General features: G+C 41.4%; 14 protein-coding genes. 1 reads left to right on the forward strand and 13 read right to left on the reverse strand.

The window, feature by feature from the left end:
- Positions 1-223: 223 nt before the first annotated feature.
- From B4Q04_RS14485 to B4Q04_RS14545, 13 genes are all read right to left on the reverse strand, one after another.
- The gene (locus tag B4Q04_RS14485) at positions 224-1288 is read right to left on the reverse strand and encodes a hypothetical protein (RefSeq protein WP_088697227.1); all 1065 of its coding nucleotides are present in this window, start codon (positions 1286-1288) and stop codon (positions 224-226) included.
- Complete coding sequence (locus B4Q04_RS14490; RefSeq protein WP_088697228.1) at positions 1285-4173, reverse strand: hypothetical protein; 2889 nt, start codon at positions 4171-4173, stop codon at positions 1285-1287. Before B4Q04_RS14490 ends, B4Q04_RS14485 begins: the two co-directional genes overlap by 4 nt.
- A gap of 115 nt (positions 4174-4288) precedes the next feature.
- Positions 4289-4777, reverse strand: coding sequence for a DUF4280 domain-containing protein (locus B4Q04_RS14495; protein ID WP_088697229.1), 489 nt, complete (start codon positions 4775-4777; stop codon positions 4289-4291).
- Positions 4778-4851: 74 nt separating this feature from the next.
- A complete protein-coding gene (locus B4Q04_RS14500; RefSeq protein ID WP_088697230.1) occupies positions 4852-5676 on the reverse strand; it encodes a hypothetical protein in 825 nt (274 codons plus the stop codon).
- Positions 5677-5723: 47 nt separating this feature from the next.
- Positions 5724-7535 (reverse strand): type VI secretion system Vgr family protein, encoded by a 1812-nt coding sequence (locus B4Q04_RS14505; protein WP_088697231.1) that lies wholly within the window; start codon positions 7533-7535, stop codon positions 5724-5726.
- A gap of 102 nt (positions 7536-7637) precedes the next feature.
- Positions 7638-9506, reverse strand: coding sequence for a type VI secretion system baseplate subunit TssF (locus B4Q04_RS14510; protein WP_123772379.1), 1869 nt, complete (start codon positions 9504-9506; stop codon positions 7638-7640).
- A gap of 31 nt (positions 9507-9537) precedes the next feature.
- Entirely contained in the window at positions 9538-9972 is a 435-nt protein-coding gene (locus tag B4Q04_RS14515) for a GPW/gp25 family protein (protein WP_013991792.1), read from the reverse strand.
- A gap of 169 nt (positions 9973-10141) precedes the next feature.
- Complete coding sequence (locus B4Q04_RS14520; RefSeq protein ID WP_013991791.1) at positions 10142-12607, reverse strand: ATP-dependent Clp protease ATP-binding subunit; 2466 nt, start codon at positions 12605-12607, stop codon at positions 10142-10144.
- A gap of 7 nt (positions 12608-12614) precedes the next feature.
- Positions 12615-13124 (reverse strand): type VI secretion system transmembrane protein TssO, encoded by a 510-nt coding sequence (locus B4Q04_RS14525; protein ID WP_013991790.1) that lies wholly within the window; start codon positions 13122-13124, stop codon positions 12615-12617.
- 10 nt (positions 13125-13134) lie between these two features.
- The gene (locus B4Q04_RS14530; RefSeq protein ID WP_088697233.1) at positions 13135-14277 is read right to left on the reverse strand and encodes a hypothetical protein; all 1143 of its coding nucleotides are present in this window, start codon (positions 14275-14277) and stop codon (positions 13135-13137) included.
- A gap of 10 nt (positions 14278-14287) precedes the next feature.
- Entirely contained in the window at positions 14288-15154 is an 867-nt protein-coding gene (locus B4Q04_RS14535; protein ID WP_013991788.1) for a TssN family type VI secretion system protein, read from the reverse strand.
- Between the two features lie 6 nt (positions 15155-15160).
- On the reverse strand, positions 15161-16066 hold the full coding sequence (locus B4Q04_RS14540) for a hypothetical protein (protein WP_013991787.1): 906 nt from the start codon (positions 16064-16066) through the stop codon (positions 15161-15163).
- On the reverse strand, positions 16067-16606 hold the full coding sequence (locus B4Q04_RS14545; RefSeq protein ID WP_158499707.1) for a C40 family peptidase: 540 nt from the start codon (positions 16604-16606) through the stop codon (positions 16067-16069).
- 154 nt (positions 16607-16760) lie between these two features.
- On the opposite strand from B4Q04_RS14545, the gene B4Q04_RS14550 reads away from it, so the two are divergent.
- A complete protein-coding gene (locus tag B4Q04_RS14550; RefSeq protein ID WP_013991785.1) occupies positions 16761-17795 on the forward strand; it encodes a PKD domain-containing protein in 1035 nt (344 codons plus the stop codon).
- Positions 17796-17936 lie beyond the last annotated feature (141 nt).

Genomic DNA, 17936 nt, shown 5'->3' on the forward strand with positions numbered 1-17936 from the left:
GGCCCAATTAAACAAAAGCTATTTAAATGAGGGTGTAAACAGAACTCTGTCTGAATAAGAATAATACTTAAATCTATTTGGAAAGAGTTTAATTTACAGTCTCTAGCAAACAAAAATAGGGGTAGCTTTTGGTGCCCGATTTACACTATTAACATAGCAGTATCGGTTTTGGGCTTAAAGGCCAATACCAGCATACAAACACAAATTCGCTTGAAATTACGCATTAAGCCATTATCAACCTAAAGTCTTTTTTATTGAACCCTTTTTTAGGGGCATAGAGGTAGAGGCCGAAAAATAGCCCTTTTTCAACATCATCCCTAAAATATCTTACCCAACCTGCACACTTGTTTCTATAATATAAATCTTCTTTAGTTTTATGGCGTAAAAAGGCTACCCCGCCCTGTGCATAAAACACCAGTTCGTAATCCTTTACGGGTTGGGGATTGACCGTAGGGTTGTTGATTGTTTCCAATTCTTCGTCCCACATTTCCTGTATTTCTTCTTTACTTTTATAATAGGCTTGCGCTTGTACATAAAAAGATTGGAAATATTGTTGTGCAATAAAATCTTCATTCCCCTTTTTATATTCCTTTAAAAAGGTTCTATAATAGTCTAGCATTTTCTGCTCCAGCACATCTTGGTCCACGGTGCGCAGGTCCGCCGCATTTCCCCAGGAGTTTTCACTAAGGTCATAGGGTACCTTGGCAAAAAACTCAAAGCTATATTCATAAAAGGGAAGGCCCGTACCGGCAAACACTTCCCCATCGGCATCTTTAGTGGGGCTTTGGTGGTCCAGTATCTCCTCTTCGTCGCGTAGGCCCATGGCCCCTTGTTTGTCCAGACGTATTACCTTGATGCGTACATTGGAGGCGTCGCCCAACTGGGTTATGGTTTCCCCGTAGTCGTATGCTTCCTTAATAAGATCGCCCACGGGGTACATGCGTACCGTAACGGTCTGGTTCCCCGATTTTAAAATAGAACCATTTATCCGCAAAGGGCTTGCCAAATTGGAGAGTTCATAACTTTTGTATACCGGCATATCGTTTACCAAAACCTCTATCATACAATTGGCCTTTCCGATCCGTAGATAATACAAGGGTTCCTCATCATAACGTTTTACCTTGGCGTGAATAGCCGAAACTATATTTTTTGAGTTAACCTCTTGTTCGTTTATATCATTAGTTACTAGCATAGTTTCTTCTGAAGTTTTGTTCACTTTTGCATTTTGTGGTGTTGTCTGTTTACAGGCCAATAGGCCAATAAAGAGTAAGAGTGTTATTTTTTTCATATTCCTTTAACTATATTTTCAAGCTCAAAAAGATAGGTTTTTTCTGTCGGAAAACTGAAAGGTTCTAAGATAATCAGATCCGGGTTTCCACCTTTTAATTCTACGTCTAATTTATCTTCTTTTTCGCTTTTATGGGATGGAAAATTATCTTCATCTTTACGATCAAATTTCACATTATACTCATAGTTCCCTGCAATACCGGAAAAGAGGAGAAGATCTTGGCTATAGGGTCTGCCTTCATTATCCAAGGCGTACTTGCGTTCAAAGGCAATACCTCCTTGCAACATGGCCTCCGCTTTGCCATCTACTCCGATTCTTGTCTCCACCGCGGCTTGCTTTATCTCGGTACCCAACCACTCTGGCATGTAGGGAGCAATCCAATTGGTGGTAAAGGTAAATTTACTGCTAGCTTTTACAAAAGCATAAACTTCTATACTTTTTTTACGGCTAAAAGACACCGATTTTTTTTCGTTATCACTGTTAGTGGATATTTCCTCACCATTTGCCAAGGTGTTTTTCATTTCTATAATCGGGGCGCCATCATCGGGGATATTAAAGTCTACCTTGAATTGGGCGGAATACTTTCCTTCTATAGAGATATAGTATTCCAGTGTTTGTCCTAGTTCCTCGGCATACTTTCTAGCTTTTTCGGCTAGGTTTTCCTCCATATCATTAAGAATGATAATAACATCACCTGGAGTTATGAGTTTACGGGCACCGGATTTATTCAGGGACATAGCTCCCGACCAGCCACTGGAAACGACGTTTTTGCCTTTTTTCCGTTTCATCTTATAAACACGCTTTGAAAGCGGGATGTTCTTTTTAAACTTTTTAAACTTTAAAATTTTTCCCCACCAACCTACTCCAAATCGTGTTATGGAGAATAAGGTACTAATGCCGGTAACGTCTAATAAATAGTCTCCCGCGTGTCCATTTATTTCGGCGGTTAGGCCAAAAATTGGGTTGGCGCTCAGTTTTAACTCGAAATTATAGCCGCTAGTGCCGTCAGGGAATACTTTATACCCGTAGCCTATAGATCGCGTAAGTATCGGCATATCTATCTGAAAGATATTATGTTCGGTCTTGCGCCCAACCTTATCATAAATATCTTGGATTTTCTGAATCTTTCTGGCCATTTTTGCCGTTTTTGCACTGGCTTTTATACCTATTCTTGCGGCTGCGGAGCTCCCTCCGGATAAGATAAGCACTAGGATATCTACCACAATAAAAATAATGATGATAAGACCAAAGATCATATTGGCGATGTGCGGGTAGCGTTCCGTGTACGACACTATTTCACGGCAGCCACCATCTTCTTCGTTATAATAGGTATGAAAACCTACGGCCATACAGGAACCTATACTTTTAATATAGTCCAACATAAGGCTTACGACGAACTCATTTAGGGATTTAAAAATCCCAATATTGGGAACTATGGTCATGGGTACCATAAAATGACTGCCTATATCCTCGATTTGAGGTCTATATTTTTCTATCAGTTCATCAATACCTCTATGTAGTTTAATGTTGTCTATACCCCTAAAATACATGTCCTTTTTACTGGCAATTTGTAACTCTTCTGGTTTTTCCTCTAATTGGGAAGGACTGAGCATTATCTGAAAGTGTGCGGCCCACGATACATCTGGAGCTATCTTAACGCGAATATTTTTTGAATACCTACAGGTCTCTACGGGAATTATAATTTCGTCAGCTTTGGGAGGTATAAAATAATCCCCTAAAAATTTGAGATAGTTCCACTTTTGTATTTTTTGATTTTCATCCAAGTATTTATAAGGGAAATATGGGGTGAAGGACAGTTTGCTCCCTTCATAACTGATAATGTGCTCTTCTGGAACTTCTTCTTTATTGACAATTCTTTTAGAATGCGCTTCTTCTCCCCTTTCAACAGCGGAGCACTTGGTGTTCTCATCATGACCTGATACTTCTATTACCAAGGGTTTCTTATGGGCGCCCACCATAATGGATATATTGGGCTGTCTATAAGGTGTATTTGTAGGTTGGTTATCTTCATCAAAAATGGTTACCTTATCTTGATCTGCAAAGGTATAGGAGATGGTTTTGTACTTGCAAGGTTCATAGCGTTGTGTGAAATAGAGTTCTTCACCTACAGTTACCGTAGTTAATTCGTTTGAAACGGTTTGAGCTTCTTTAAAAAATTTTACTCCGTCAATGGTCAAGAAATTATTTTCTTTTTTACCATTGTAAATAACCTGCTTTCCATTTCGGCCTACGTAGGAAATAAGGAGGTATACCTTTCTGATTTCATTGAAAAACAAAAATTTCCTGGCGTGCCATTCCTTTTTAAGCTCTGTATAATAGTTGTTTATATCTTTTGTGGCTTTAAAACCATCTATAATTTCATTATTATATCGTAAGCATAATTCGACCGTTAAAGGAATTCCCGTAATACCTTCTCCTGTTATACTAATACCAACAAATGTATTAAAGACTGTTTCGGAGATATTTTCGTATGAGCGTGGGTCAAACCAAGACACTTCTGTAATGGTTGGTGTAGCCGCCAGTGAGATTTCTACTGTTTCTGTTATTTTTATTTCAGGATGTAAGACTTCTATTTTTATAAATGAAGGAGCGTCATGCGGACCAGCTTGCTCCTTGGATAAGGTTAGCTCCGCTTTTTGACCTCCGGTATAATCATGCTCGTCAACACGTATATTGTTCTCGATAATAACCCATTCCACATCCTCAAAAAAAGAAGGGTCGTTATTATCTGAGGCTACTATTTCTAGTTGTATGATAGCAGTTTCAATTTTATCAAAATCCAGATGTAGTTTGTTGTTTGCTACAACTTGGTTTTGATAACTGGTAATTATTTTAAAATTATTTTGGGTTATTGATGCTTTCATACCACTGGTTTTAATCAATTTTTTATAACAATACCGTGTTGTCTCTAACACTTGATGTTGATGGCCAAAACCTTATTTAAACTTTTGTCCTGTACGGATTTCCCATGTGTTTCCTTTACTTTATCAAACGAAATTTAAATGCCTTTTTTCTAGATTGAGAAGGTACCGGGTTAAGTTGTTGTGCAATAGTCTCTTCTTCTTCGGTTTCTTCAAAATTACTGGCACTTGGGGTGGCTACCTGTCCGTGGGTAAGGAAACTTATGCATGGTGAACCTGCAATGGCACAAGTAGCTTTACTGTCCTCTAATAGTGGAAATCCTTGATTTTCCATGATTTGAACTTTATCATAAAAACCATCCCAAGCTGTTATAATGGGTTGACAAGGTTTAAAGCTACTGCCGGTAGGTTGTAATTTACATTGTCCAAAAGTATTGGCCGTAAATGGCTGTCCCAATTCCATAGTAGTGGCAATTAACTTTTGCGCGCCATCTGAATCATTTATATAATGTTTTTTCTGTGTTGTTACCTGTAAAATATCTGGAAAATCTCCAAAATCACAATTGCATTGTGCACTATGACATACTAAATGTTTGTTCTTGCTCATCTAACTGGATTTAAGGGCCCTTCATTTTTTAAATGAAACTTTTACGTGTTCCTTTATTTCGAACTATGGTTAAGTTAATTTCCATCTTTTGACAATTGATCAATGTTCACTTCTATATTCTGTATTATGTTTTGTTTTTCGACAATAACTTGATCAGAACTGATATTGGTAATAATACCATTTGTTGGGTCAAAATCGTAGCATAGTTTTATTGCAGCATTGTGCTGTTTGGTTCGTGGATATTTCTCAAAATACGTATTGGAAACTTTACCGCTAAAAAAACGTTGTCTAGTATTATAGTAACTCAAGTGTACTTTTTCTTCAATTTTGCCTTTATAAGGAACTAAGGGAACATTACTTTGTAATGGGAGCATCAGTTCCTTGGTCGCGTTGTTGTAAATGGGATTAAAATATAGGGACCAAAACCAATCGTACTTTAAATGTTCTATAAGTTTTTTTTGCGTGTTGATACCTTTTTTCAAGGTGTTTAAATAACTTAGAATGGCGTCACCTGAATTTTCTTGAAGCGTTTTTTCTTTAAAGTCCTCAAAACGATCTATGATTGATTTATAGGATGTTGGGGTAATGTTTTTTATAGTTCCAAACGGAGTTACCATTACTTTAATTGGGTATAAAACTGTAGTGCCAAATTCTAAATCGAGCCGCTGCTTCAAAAAATCCGGAATTTTGTTATTAACATTTAATCCTGTTTTATTTAGTGTAACCTCCCATATCCAACTTCTAGCCTTTTTAGAGCATGTAAGACTCATTTTATATCTAATTTCATCGAAATGTTTTTTTTGATGTAACTTTATTGTTACGCCATAATCTTTGGTATATGATATATCCGAGTTATTATTTTGGTCATAGACCCCCCAAAAAATTAGCTGTTCTATCATTGGCTAAATGCTGTAATCGTAATACTATTAATAGGAGCTATTTTGTTTTAGAACAACTTTACGTTTTCACTTCCTTGAATGTCAACTCGTTTTGCACTGATAAGTTCCATGGAATCTTTTGAACTTTCTATACGAATTTTGTCCGCGTTTTCTAGAATTTCCTTGGCCAACGTTGTTATGTTCTCATCCGCTATTTCCGTTATGTTCTTTGCATTTACAGAAAAGTTTTCGTTTGCTTGGGTAATACAATTTGTTCCAGAATTAACTCTAATTTCCTCAGAGGCGTTAATGTCAATGTTTTTGGCACTAAGACTCATATTTTCTGATGCGGAAATCTCAATATTGTTATTCGCATTGATGGTAATGTCGTTGGTAGCCGTATCGATCTGAAAAATATTCTCATTCTTATCCTTGATCGTAATGCTCTCCCCGCCATCGGTATCGTTCAGCTCTATGATATGCCCGCTACGGGTCTTGATGGCCTTGATGTTGTTGTCGGCATCGGCCAGGCCGCTCTTGGCACTGCTGTTATAGCCGGCACTGAGTACAAAGGGCTTTTCGGGATTGTCGGCCTCGAAACCGACCAAGATTTCTTCGCCTTTTTCAGGGATAAAGTAAAAGCCCTTGTCGCTACCGGAGTAGGGGGTGGCCACCTTTATCCACGGTGTACTGGTACCCATGGCCTTCTGCCAGGGGAACTGCACCTTGATACGTCCGAGTCCTTCCGGATCGGCATTGTCGAGCACCCAGCCCCTTTGCGCGCCCGATCGGGGAGCGGCGAAACTGTTGGAGTAGGGCAGGTGTTCGGTACCCTCGGGTACGCCCTCGAACTCGTTGCGGTAATGTCCGCTATGGTCGAATCGGTGTACGACCTTGGTGATATCATAGGAACCGTAGGGGTCCTTTTTGCCCTGGTCGGAAAAATTGAGCCCTTCCAAGGTGAGGGTATCGCCGACGCGAAGGCCCACGAGCTCCGAAGTGCCCGAGGCCAATATCATACTGGCCGCCTTTCCCATGGCGTTGACCTTTGTGGCGGTATCTACGCCGCTTTGCGCACTGTATTCGTGCTGGCCTACGCTCCAATCATAGGAACTTCTCTTGGCGAAAACGTTTTGCGATTCGCCCTTTATCCGGTCTTGGTAGGGGTGTGACGAGCTTGGGGCGAAGGCCGATGCATCGGCTTCCAGATCGGTGTCGTTGACCCAGTCCCTGGCCTTAAGTCCGAAGGACTGCTCCCTGAGCACGGTGGAAAGGTTAAAGCCCTGTACATCTTGTCCGTAAATGCCGTGCACCTGTTTGTCCCCGGTCCTGCCCACGCAGAAATCGGTGCCGTTATGGTAGATCCAGGCCCCATAGCGGCTGCAGAGCCGTTGAAGGAAGGCCAGGTCGCTCTCGTTATATTGTACGGTATAGGGCAGGCTTACGTCGGTGCCCTTGCCGATGGAAAGTTTTACATGTTCGGTGGAATGTCCGTTCACGGTATCGGTAGCCACCTGAGATAGGGGCGTACCCTCTTCGTAGCTCAGGCACTGGACGGAATTGGCCAAGAGGGCCGCCGGCCCATGGCCCGACAGTACGATGGTACCTGCGGCATCGGCCCCCTTTTGGAGGTCTACCGAGGTGACCACGCCCTTGAATTCCATTTGGTTTTCGTTGATGCCGATGGTGATCTTCTTGCCCACATAGGCCAGGGCATTGTCCATCAAGGCGCCCGCGTAGCCTTCGGTGGCATTGGAAGGGAAGGCGATACGGAAGGCGCTGTGCCCTCCAATGGACTGTTCTACGGTAACGCTATAGCCCGAATTGGGCAAGAATTCCTCTCCTCCTACAAGGAGTTTGCTGTTTACTATTTTGGACATAAGGCAGTGTTTACGGAGGTTAAAGTAATAATAACATTAAAAGCGTACAAAATAACACTTGTTTTTTCGTTAAACTGCAAGTTGCTTTTTCTTACAAAAAAATCAAGTTGAGGTATAAAAAACACGGAAGGGCAATACATTGGCCGAACGCGTTTTAATGCCTATCAACAATTCTTTTTTCAGATGTTCCCAATCATCTTCACTATAATTGGTCTCGCTATTTTGGGTAATATATATATCGGTCGTAGGGGTGTAGCCCACAGAATTGTCACGGGAAACCATGACGCCTTTTTTGATGCTTACCTTTGTAATACTATCCTTAAAAATCGCATAGCAATGTTGAACGATATCTTGTCGGGTTATTATTCTTCCCCTAGAGAGAATGTGTTCGCGGTAGGCGTAGATTTTTTCACTTGGGGACGGCTCGTCGTGCCCTCCCAAGGTACCCGTGATCAAGACCAATGATTCGGGTTTAAAGGCCGTTCCCGAATATTGGTGCAGCTTGCTGTAGGGGTTGATCTTGTTGGCCTTTTCACCTGAGGTGGTCCAATAATCGGCATAAATAATGGTGTCCCTATTTTTGTTGATACTGTTCTTGTTAATGATCAAATAAGGAATTTTATTTTTCTTAAAACCGCGGAGTTCTATTTGTTGTTCTATGCGGGAAACGATCTGTTTCAGGTCTTTTAAATTCGAATTGATAAAGTCGTCCCCCATGGCCGAGAAGGCCACGCTGTCTTCTTTTAAAAGGTCTAAGGTGTAGTTCAATAGTTCGGAGGCATCGCGCTCGTCAAAACGGCTGACCCCTCCAAAACGCAAGTAGGCCTGGGGCCTTACCTCGTCTTTTTTGTCCCTGTTATGTACATAATACTTATTGCCGGTATCGCCCTCCACATGGCTGACATCCAAAAAGAAATCATTTTCCGATTCCATGGGGATAATATTGAAATACGACTGTAAACGCCTACTGGTGCTATGGGTCTTTTTATTCAATATGGGAAAACAGTTGATATGGCAATGCAGGTTTTCCAACATTGGGGTGGAAACCACGGAAGAAAAGGAAATTTTGATCCATAGAAGCGGCTCTTGGAACATGGCGATATCTTTTTCCGATAAAAACTCCTTGAAAATTTCCGGATGTGGCTTCAAGTTATCGGCCAGGGGCACTTGGCCCTCAATGGTGTAAAAATGGTCTTCGTAATACTGCCTTACGTAATCTTCATAAAACTGTATCTTACTTTGTATACCTTCATTGATATAGGCACTATAATCGTCCCTAACGGCCTCTTTTTGAGGGAATCCCTTGGTAACTTCCAAAGCCATACCGTTTACGGACCATTCGGCAATGCCCAAGTGGTGTACCAATAGTTCTTTGTTCGAGAAATTGAGGAGGTCAAAGTAACATAAAAGCTCCTTTAATTCCTTTAGGTCTTTACCGGGCTGGATCCCTAGGTATATGGCGGATGATTCCGGGGCACCGGAGAAATCGCCTTTCGTGAGCCACGGCGCACTTCTTTGATTTCCGTAGGATACGATCTTGTCGGGATAGGCAATATATTTCAGTTCACAATTGTTCAGGGTAAAATCGCCCGAAGGACAGAAGAAAAAATCGGTAAACCCTTCCCTGCCATTGGAATTGTTGAACAAGGGCATTCTTTTTCTATTGAAGAATTGGGTTTTTCCGTTGATTTCTATTTGCGAATCCAAGGGTAGGGCGTGCATGACGGCATGGGCCGGTTTGGCCGTTACCGATATTTCCGGTGTTAAAAGATCTACCAAGCGCTCGGTAATCTTAGTTCGGCTGGTCTTTATGGTTTCGGATATGCGTTCGAACTCATGCGAACAAGCATCGAAAAGGATGCCGACGATGGGATCGAATGAATATTCAATTTCCATTTCATCGACCCCCCAAGTGTCAGCGGCCCTGCGGATTAGACGATCTTTAATTTCCTCTTTGGATAGACTTTTCACACGTATATTTTTTTAATTTACCTATTGATCATCAATGTTTGTACGACAAGGGAGCCAAGTAATAATCCCCTGTAAATGAAAAGGGCTCATCGGTTTTTATAATGGTCCCCTTAATAGTGATATATAGATATTTTTTGAGTCTTACTTTGTTGGTGTTGGAAGACAGGCTTTCCATGAGCTCAACGTTCAAATCGATATTCGAAAGGCGTTTTTCGTAGGTTTCAATCTGATTTTTCAGCGATTTTTTGATGCGTTCCTTAAGGACGTTGGCATTTATCAAAAGATCGAAATCGGTTTCCCATATTTCACTGCCAAAAGCTTCATCAAACGTATACTCCTCGAAATAGGTCGTAATGATCACGCTAATAAACTGGGAGATAGAGTCGCGCATACCGATTTTCTTGAGCTCTTTCTTCTCGAAAAAACGCTTAAAATCAAAAGGTGCCTGATAATAGGGTTTTGCCATTCTAGATTTGTTTATTCTGTTCGCAGTTTGCTTTTGACCTGCTATTTCTTCATTTTACTAACTACTAACTACTAACTACTAACTACTAACTACTAACTACTAACTACTTAGTACTTAGTACTGACTACTTAATACTTAATACTGACCACTAACCACTCGCTCTTCCATATCATTCAACAACGGAAAAAACTACCTCCTTATTTTTCATTTCCACTTTTACGGTCTGTGGCGCCTTGATTTCTCCGGAGATGATCATTTTCGATAGGGGTCTTTTCAGTTTGTTCCGGATGACCGCTTTAAGTGGTCGAACCCCGTAAGTAGGAGAGAAGCCGTCTAATGATAGGTGCTCTTTTGTCTCCTTGTCTATTTCAAGGGTAATACCCAAGCGTTCGGTAAGTACCAATAATTCCTTCATTAAATGAAGGTCGAAAATGGTAGGGGCGTTCTTTTCCGAGATGGGAGCAAAAGGGACGATCTCTGTAATACGTCCTAAAAATTCCGGTCTAAAATAAGAGGCCATGATTTCGAGCAGCTCGTCCGATTTTGGAACGGAGCCCCCTTCGAAGGCCTTGCTTATAAATTCGGAGCCTATATTTGAGGTAAAGAGAATTACCGCATTTGAAAAATCGCCTACCTTGCCTAAACGGTCGCTGAGTTTGCCTTCGTCCAATATTTGGAGAAATACGTCGAATACCGACTGGTGGGCTTTTTCAATTTCATCGAATAAGACAATGGAATAGGGTTTCTGCCTGATCTTATTGACCAAGACCCCGCCTTCTTCATAGCCGACATAGCCCGGAGGCGCACCGTATAACAAGGCTGCAGAGTGCTCTTCCTTAAATTCTGACATGTCAAAACGAATGATCGCACTTTCGTCGTTGAAAAGAAATTCTGCCAATGATTTCGCCAATTCCGTTTTTCCCGTTCCCGTGGGTCCGGAAAAGAAGAAAGAGCCGATAGGTTGTCCGGCTTTTGAAAGTCCTGAACGCGATTCTATAATAGCTTCGGTAACGGTTTTAATGGCATTGTCTTGGCCAATGACCCTTTTCTTAAGGGTGTCCTCCATATCCATCAAACGTTCTTTTTCCTTGGTCTGTACCTTGCCTGCGGGTATTCCCGTAATACTCGAAACCATGGCGGCCAGATCTTCTTCGAGTACGGCTTCACGGGGTGTTTTCGAGTGCGCGTCAATAGCGCTTATGATATTCTTAAGGTAAGTGGATTTTTCGTTATAGGAAGGAAATCCGAAGGCGTCTTCGGTGTCGAATTTCCCGAGTACGATAGGGCTTAATTTATTCCTTAAGGCCATATAGACCCAGTCGATTTCTTGAATGTTCTCGGCTTCGTCGCGTTCTTCGGCTTTTTCCTCAATGGCTTCCATCCTTGCCTTTAATTCCTCAAGGTCGTTGGGAAGGGACTGCTCCGATACATTGGCCGCAGCCATGGTCCGGTCCAATAAGTCTAGGGCGGAATCGGGCAGGCTTTTTTCCTTTAAATACCTTTTGGACAATCGTATCGCTTCGCGAAGGGTATCTTCGGTAAGTTGCAACTCGTGATGGTCGGTATAGGTTTGGCCGATACTTTGTAGGATCCTAAAGGCCATTTCGTTATCGGGCTCTTCCAAGGTGACGGATTCAAACCTTCGGTTGAGCGCATCGTCGTTGCTGATATATTTTCTGTAATTGTCAGAGTTGGTCGCCCCTACAAGAATGACTTCGCCTTTGTTCAGCTCAGACTTGATGACGTTCAAAATTCCTTGGCTCGATGAGGCATCCTGTAGAAGAAAATGGAAATCGTCTATAAAAACAATGGGTTTAACAAGTGCCTTGGCTTCATCAAAAATGTTTTGCAGGCGGTCTTCGACCTCCCCTTTATATGAAGCACCGGAGAGCAATAGGGCCGTATCGATTTCAAAAAGATGGGCGTCCTTTAGGTTTTCAACGATTTTTCCGCCGACAATCTCCCTTGCCAAATTTTGGGCCAAAACACTTTTGCCTACACCCGATTCCCCTTGAATGATCACATTCGGCTTGTTTTTACGGCTGAGGATCTCAATAATTTTCTTTAGTTCCCTATCGCGGTTTACGATATGGTCGTACGAGCCTTCGCGGGCCGGTTCCAATAGGTCTTTTGCGTACTTGTATAATACGCCGTCAGATTTGGGAGGGGTGCTTCCCGGGGCGGTTTTTGTATTGACCGTCCCCGATTTGTCGGTTTTTCTTTGGCTTATAAGGTCGTCGAGCAATTGGTTACTGCTCAGGGGTATCGACTTTAGCTGGTCAAAGGTAAAGCCTACGCCGGGCGTAATGGCGGCGATAAAGATGCAGATCAGGTCGGGTTCCTCCTTGTTGAGTTTCTGTTGTATGTCTTCGGCTTCGTTAAAGACAAGTTGTGCTTCCGGACTTGCCTTAAGGTCGCCCGATCGGCTGGTGCGTTTTGGGTATTCCTCTAAACGAACCTCGGCCCATTCCTCGATAAAATACACATCTACGTTCTTGTTGTGCAAAAAACGTAAGAGCGATAAATCGCGATGAAGGGTGGCTTTGACCAGATGTGCAGGTCCGAAACTATCGTGTTGGTATTCATCGGCAATTTGAGTGGCGATGTGTATGGCCTTTTCCAATTCAGTATTCATAGGTCGGTTAATTTCTGTTCAAACGTTGAGAAAGGCTCAATGCCGTATTTAACTTGTTGATTTCTTTTTCGTATTCCTCAATCTGTTCGTTCAGGTCTTCAATATCCATTCTGGCACTTTCTACCTGTTTTAGGTCCCTCTTGGCATCGACCAGTTTTTTATAGGTGAGGATGAGGTTTTCGTACATACCCCTGTCGTCTAGGGAGTCTTTCGGGATGTCACTTTTTAGGTCGATAAGATCAGCGTTGATCGATTGCTCCAAAAAGAAATAACCGTCCTTGGCACCGTCTAGGGAATCAATTTGTTTGTCGATATCTTCCAATGCCGTCATGAATTGTTTTTGGTATAAAAATTCATAGCGTATTCTCTGGTTTTCGGCACGGAGTACCTCGTTTTCTTTCCAAGGTAATTTATAGCTAAAGAAAAAAGCCGTAAAAAGAATGCCTACCGAGATGGCGAACATCAGTAAGAAAAGCAGAAAAGAAGAGATGCGTTCGTTTTTATTAAGTACTTCCATATTTCAATATTTATTCGGCCAAAAATGAAGTGCCCCTAGATTTTCTAGGCTTTTCCTCTACAATGTTTTCGTTAACAAAGATGCCCATATCCCTACGCTTACCGATATAATCGACTTGGGTGAGAACGGTGAGCAACCTGTCGATAGTCTGCATAAAGACGTTGATTACCTGAAGGTTTTCGTTAACGTCGTTATGATTGTACTGTAGGTTGATGACGTCAGTGAACAATTTTTCATAGTCCCCTCCCTTAAGGTCTGTCCATTCCCCAAAATAATTGAAGAGCTGTTCTTTGTTTTCAGGAGACGATATATCTACGGATCCTTTGAATATCCGAGCAAAACTTACAAGGATTTGCAACAATTCCCTAGGATGCATGTCGTGTTCTTCCCACTTCACCTTGGTAATCTGTTGGGCAAGGTATACGTAAATCTTGTCGACCACTAATTTCATGGCATCGGCAATGGGGTTGTCACTTTGTTTTGACATGATTTTCTGAACGATCAAAATGGCATTGCGCTCGGTCATTTTTAGGAAGCTCTCCGATTCGTTGTAAAAATGAATCAAACTTTCGTGTGCCCCAAGGGTAGTGCAGGGAGGAATGTAGTCGGTGGCCACTGATAATCCCTTGCCTTCTTTTTCGATTTTGGCGATGGGCAATTGGTTGCCGGTCAAGCCCGATTTTTCTAGGTCGGACGCACTAACAAAGGAGAAAAAATACCCGTGTGTAAGGTAGGGAAGCCTTGGGGGGACTTCAGCGGGGTCTTGATTGCCAAAAGGAATAGGGTTTGCCGTGTCGATATTGATCAAGACGAAACCTTCCTCCAGTGTTTTGTCGGCCAGCTCGGCCACTACGATCTCTTCCTTGACATCGGGAGTGTTTTCGGTGATCTCGATACGGTTGCCATTGGGGGTGACGGCCCTTAATCTATTGAATGAAACCTTTAAGCTCTTGTGAATATCAAGGTTTATGGCGTATTCGTTGTTGCCAAAGAGATGCGAGGCAAGAAATCCGTATCCGTATTTCCCCATGCGTACAACAAAGGCATCCTTTATGCTGTTTTCAGCAAAGTTTTGAAGGCTTTGAAAATGCTCTTTTGAGATTTTCATTCCATCTACCCAATTGATCTTGAAATTTTTGATATCTTCTATCATGTGTCTTATTTTAAATACGTTGGCAAACGACTGTATCGCTATCTTTTAGGTTGTTTTCTTCCACGGTGCGTTCCGGGTCTATATGTTTTGATGTTCCATACCATTTAGGTTTACTGTAAAAGTACCATCCATGGGGGTCTCCCGTATCGGAGGTAACTTCAATTTTGGTCGTTGTTTTCTTGTTGTTGTAATCATTGATAAAGAAATAGAACAATCTTCCGAAGTCCATATCTTTTGGCGCCTTCGCCTTGAAACTGGTCATATTCGGTGAATTGGCATTCTTGTAGAACATAAAATTCAGAACGATCATGTTGTTGAGCTCGTAATGCTTTGGCGCATCGTACTTATTGCCCATGGGGTAATACCATTTGGTAAATAGTTTTGCGGGAATGGAAATGGAATATTCATATAGGATGAAAAAGCTGGTAGGGAATACATAGGCAGCAATGACCAAAAAGTAGTAAGGCAAGTACTGCAGGTCGTTAAAATGTGCGGCTATCATTATAATAGGAACCATTAATACCAATCCGGAAATTATGGCGAACACCAATTCCTTAAGCTTTTGGTGGGTGTCGAATTTTTCAAAGATGCTTCTGTGAAAGAAGACATTGGCCACCCCCATGATGGTGGCAAAACCGAGCATTGAAAAATACCGTAATAGTAAAGATGACTGCTTCAGGTTATATATGATGGCCACGAAGAGTGCCATAACCACTATATTGGCCGCTAGGTAGACATAGTATTTTTTGCGCCTGGTTTTAAACCCGGGGGTTTTTGAACCCAAGAAATGAAGAACCAGGGCCACTACCACCAAAACTATGGCAAAGGGCATTATAGATTCAAAACTTATGAATTTTCTAAAGTAACTTTTGATCATGGGGTGTTAAATTGTTGCCGATATTCCAAGTCTACCTGAATAGGCGTCCTCGGTCATTATAAATCTTGTTTTACGCTTAGGTAGCCTGAAGTTGATTTCAAAATCACTTTCATGGGGCAAGGTATGTTCCAAAAAGAAATTGACGACAGCCGTTATTTTCCCGTCAGGCAGGTAATCCTCTATGTTTTCAGGGCGGCTAATGTTGTTCATTGTAAAAATATATTTAGGCAGAAAGGTCTTTTGTTTTCCCGAGGTCGCCATATTCACGCCAAGTTGCCATGGTTCGTTCGTAACAGGTAGGCCTGCGGTAGCAAAATCTTTCTCGATCAAGATCTCTTCTTCTATGATATTTTCAAGTATCTTTTTTAACAACGGAATATTTCCGGCTATTTTATACATGAACGGCATAGTTTTTAAAATTTTTGCCGCCATACGTTTCGGAATCCTTTCGTCTATTTTCCATAAATCCATTAAAAAGTCAACCAATTTGGGACTTCCCAAGGCTGTTAGGATTTCGTTTTCGGCAGATTCGATATCGACACGATGAAGAAAGAACTCGGTTTCCAAGGGTTTAAAAAACTTCAAGGCATTCTCCTGTTCAATTTTTCTGCCATGGTAATCCGCCACCATGGTATTTACAAAAGGAGTACTAATATAGGTGGAATGAAAGAAACGTTCGGGCAAAACATTGTAAAAGCTACGTCGACTTAGGTGAACGTTCAGGGTATCATCATTATAACGGTCTTTTTCAATACGGGTGATATCTTTACTAAAGCGACGCTTAAAAAAGTCGCTGAGCGAAAGATCGACCTGGGTATCTTCCTCAATATAGGAAAGTAAGGTTTCCGCCTTTAGGTCAAAATCCAAATTGAATACCTCTTGGCGTATGTCGTTTTCGGGGAAATCTTTCATTTATTGAATGTTTAATAACCTGGCGGAGGCTACATATTTATCTTGCCAATATGGATTGTTAAGATCGACGATCTCTACACCATGTGGCGAGTTTGAGCCCGTAAATTTACCGTTTTGTAAATAAATACCCACATGTGAGACCACACGATCTTCATTACGGAGCCGAAAAAAGAGCAAATCGCCCTCTTTTAGGTATTTCTGGTTTTTAAAATGTGATTCGGGGTCCAAATAAAACTGCTGTATTGAGGTTCTTGGAAGCTCGCTGCCGTACGCCTTACGGTAAATAGCTTGCACATAGGCCGAACAATCTACCCCGTTTTTCGATTCCCCTCCCCAATCGTAGGGGGTGCCGAGCCATTCCTTAATGGCCGCATATAGCTTTTCGTTTTGGATCGATTCTTCGCTCACTTGTAATAATTGAGCGAATTTTTTTTTCTCTTCGGCAGATAAATAGCCCATACCGGTAGGCTTTTTTATTACTTTAGCCGTAGTTTTTTGAACAGGCTTCTTGTTCTCCGATTGGCGTTTGTATTTTTCCATTTCACGCTTATAATAGGAGTAATCCTCATTTTGCAACGTTTTTCTCGAACAAGAAATCGATAACACAATAACTAAGATAAATACAAGTTTTAATTTCATCGAATGAATAGTACTTTTAGATACATAAACCATAACCGAAAATTAGATATTAATTATGATTCATAAAAGGATTAAAACCCACTTTGACAAAAACGTATTTATCTCTTTTTTAGTATTGGTGATTTTTGGTCTTGGGCTTTTATCATTTAGATTGAACAGTAAGGTAGACTGTAGCAATGTTGATTTTGAAATGATTGCCGAATCTTATACCACTGCCGATTTGATCGAATTTAAAAGTATAGACCCATCGGGCGTGGAGTGGGAGTGGGATTTTGGAAAAGATATTCCTAAAAAATACAGGTCTAATGTGGTGCATCAGTTCACCAAGGAAGGTACTTATACGGTATCCTTAAAAATGAACGGTCAATGCGGGGTGACAAAACAGATTGAAATCTCAAAACCGAAGGACCTGATCGTTCCTGAACTGATTCCTAATATAATTCTTCCCGAATACGTAAGGGTCGGCCAAGAAGTTGAATTCTCGAACGATTCGGAATTTGCCGAGTCGTGGCAATGGAGCTTTGGGGAGTCGATGACCATTGATGGCAACAATCGCAAAGAGAAGTATGTCTATAAGAGTCCCGGGGAAAAAACCGTTCTATTGGTCGTGAATGGCGATAGGCGTCATGAAGCCAAGCAGCGGATTACCGTTTTGCCGGAAAAGAAAAGTAGAAAAAGAAGGGCAAGCATAACCCGTGTAGATCCTATTGAAACGGTTCTTCAAGATCAGATAAGGGATAAACCCAAGGCCGAAGATAAGGCTGCTGCGGATGCGGAACAAAGGAAAAAGGAAGAAGTTGCCAATAGAATAGAAGTGTCAAACGATGATATGCAGCAAATGTTTATTTCCTATTCCGGTAGGAACCTTGATGATATTTCCATTCGAAAATACTTCTGTTATAGTAATATACCTGTTTTCAATAAAACAGGCAACCGGTTTACGGTGAGCCAGTTTTTTAAGGAAATAAGGGATGTGAACAAACTAGAGATCAAGAGTATAAAAATGATCAAGGATAAGAAAACAGGTTGCGTAAAAAGTATGACCATCGATATGCGAACCAAAAAAGGCTTGTTCTGGAAGACCTTTTAAAGGGATGCACGGTTTTTGAAAGTAATCGTTCCCCTTACATTTTTTATGTCAAAAATGTTTCAAGTTAAGTTTTATAGGAAAACAACTACTTTAAATGTATGTTTTGATTTTTAATTTTAAAGTGTTTTCGTAATGTCGATA

This window comes from Zobellia sp. OII3, from assembly GCF_002211465.1.
Taxonomy (GTDB): domain Bacteria; phylum Bacteroidota; class Bacteroidia; order Flavobacteriales; family Flavobacteriaceae; genus Zobellia; species Zobellia galactanivorans.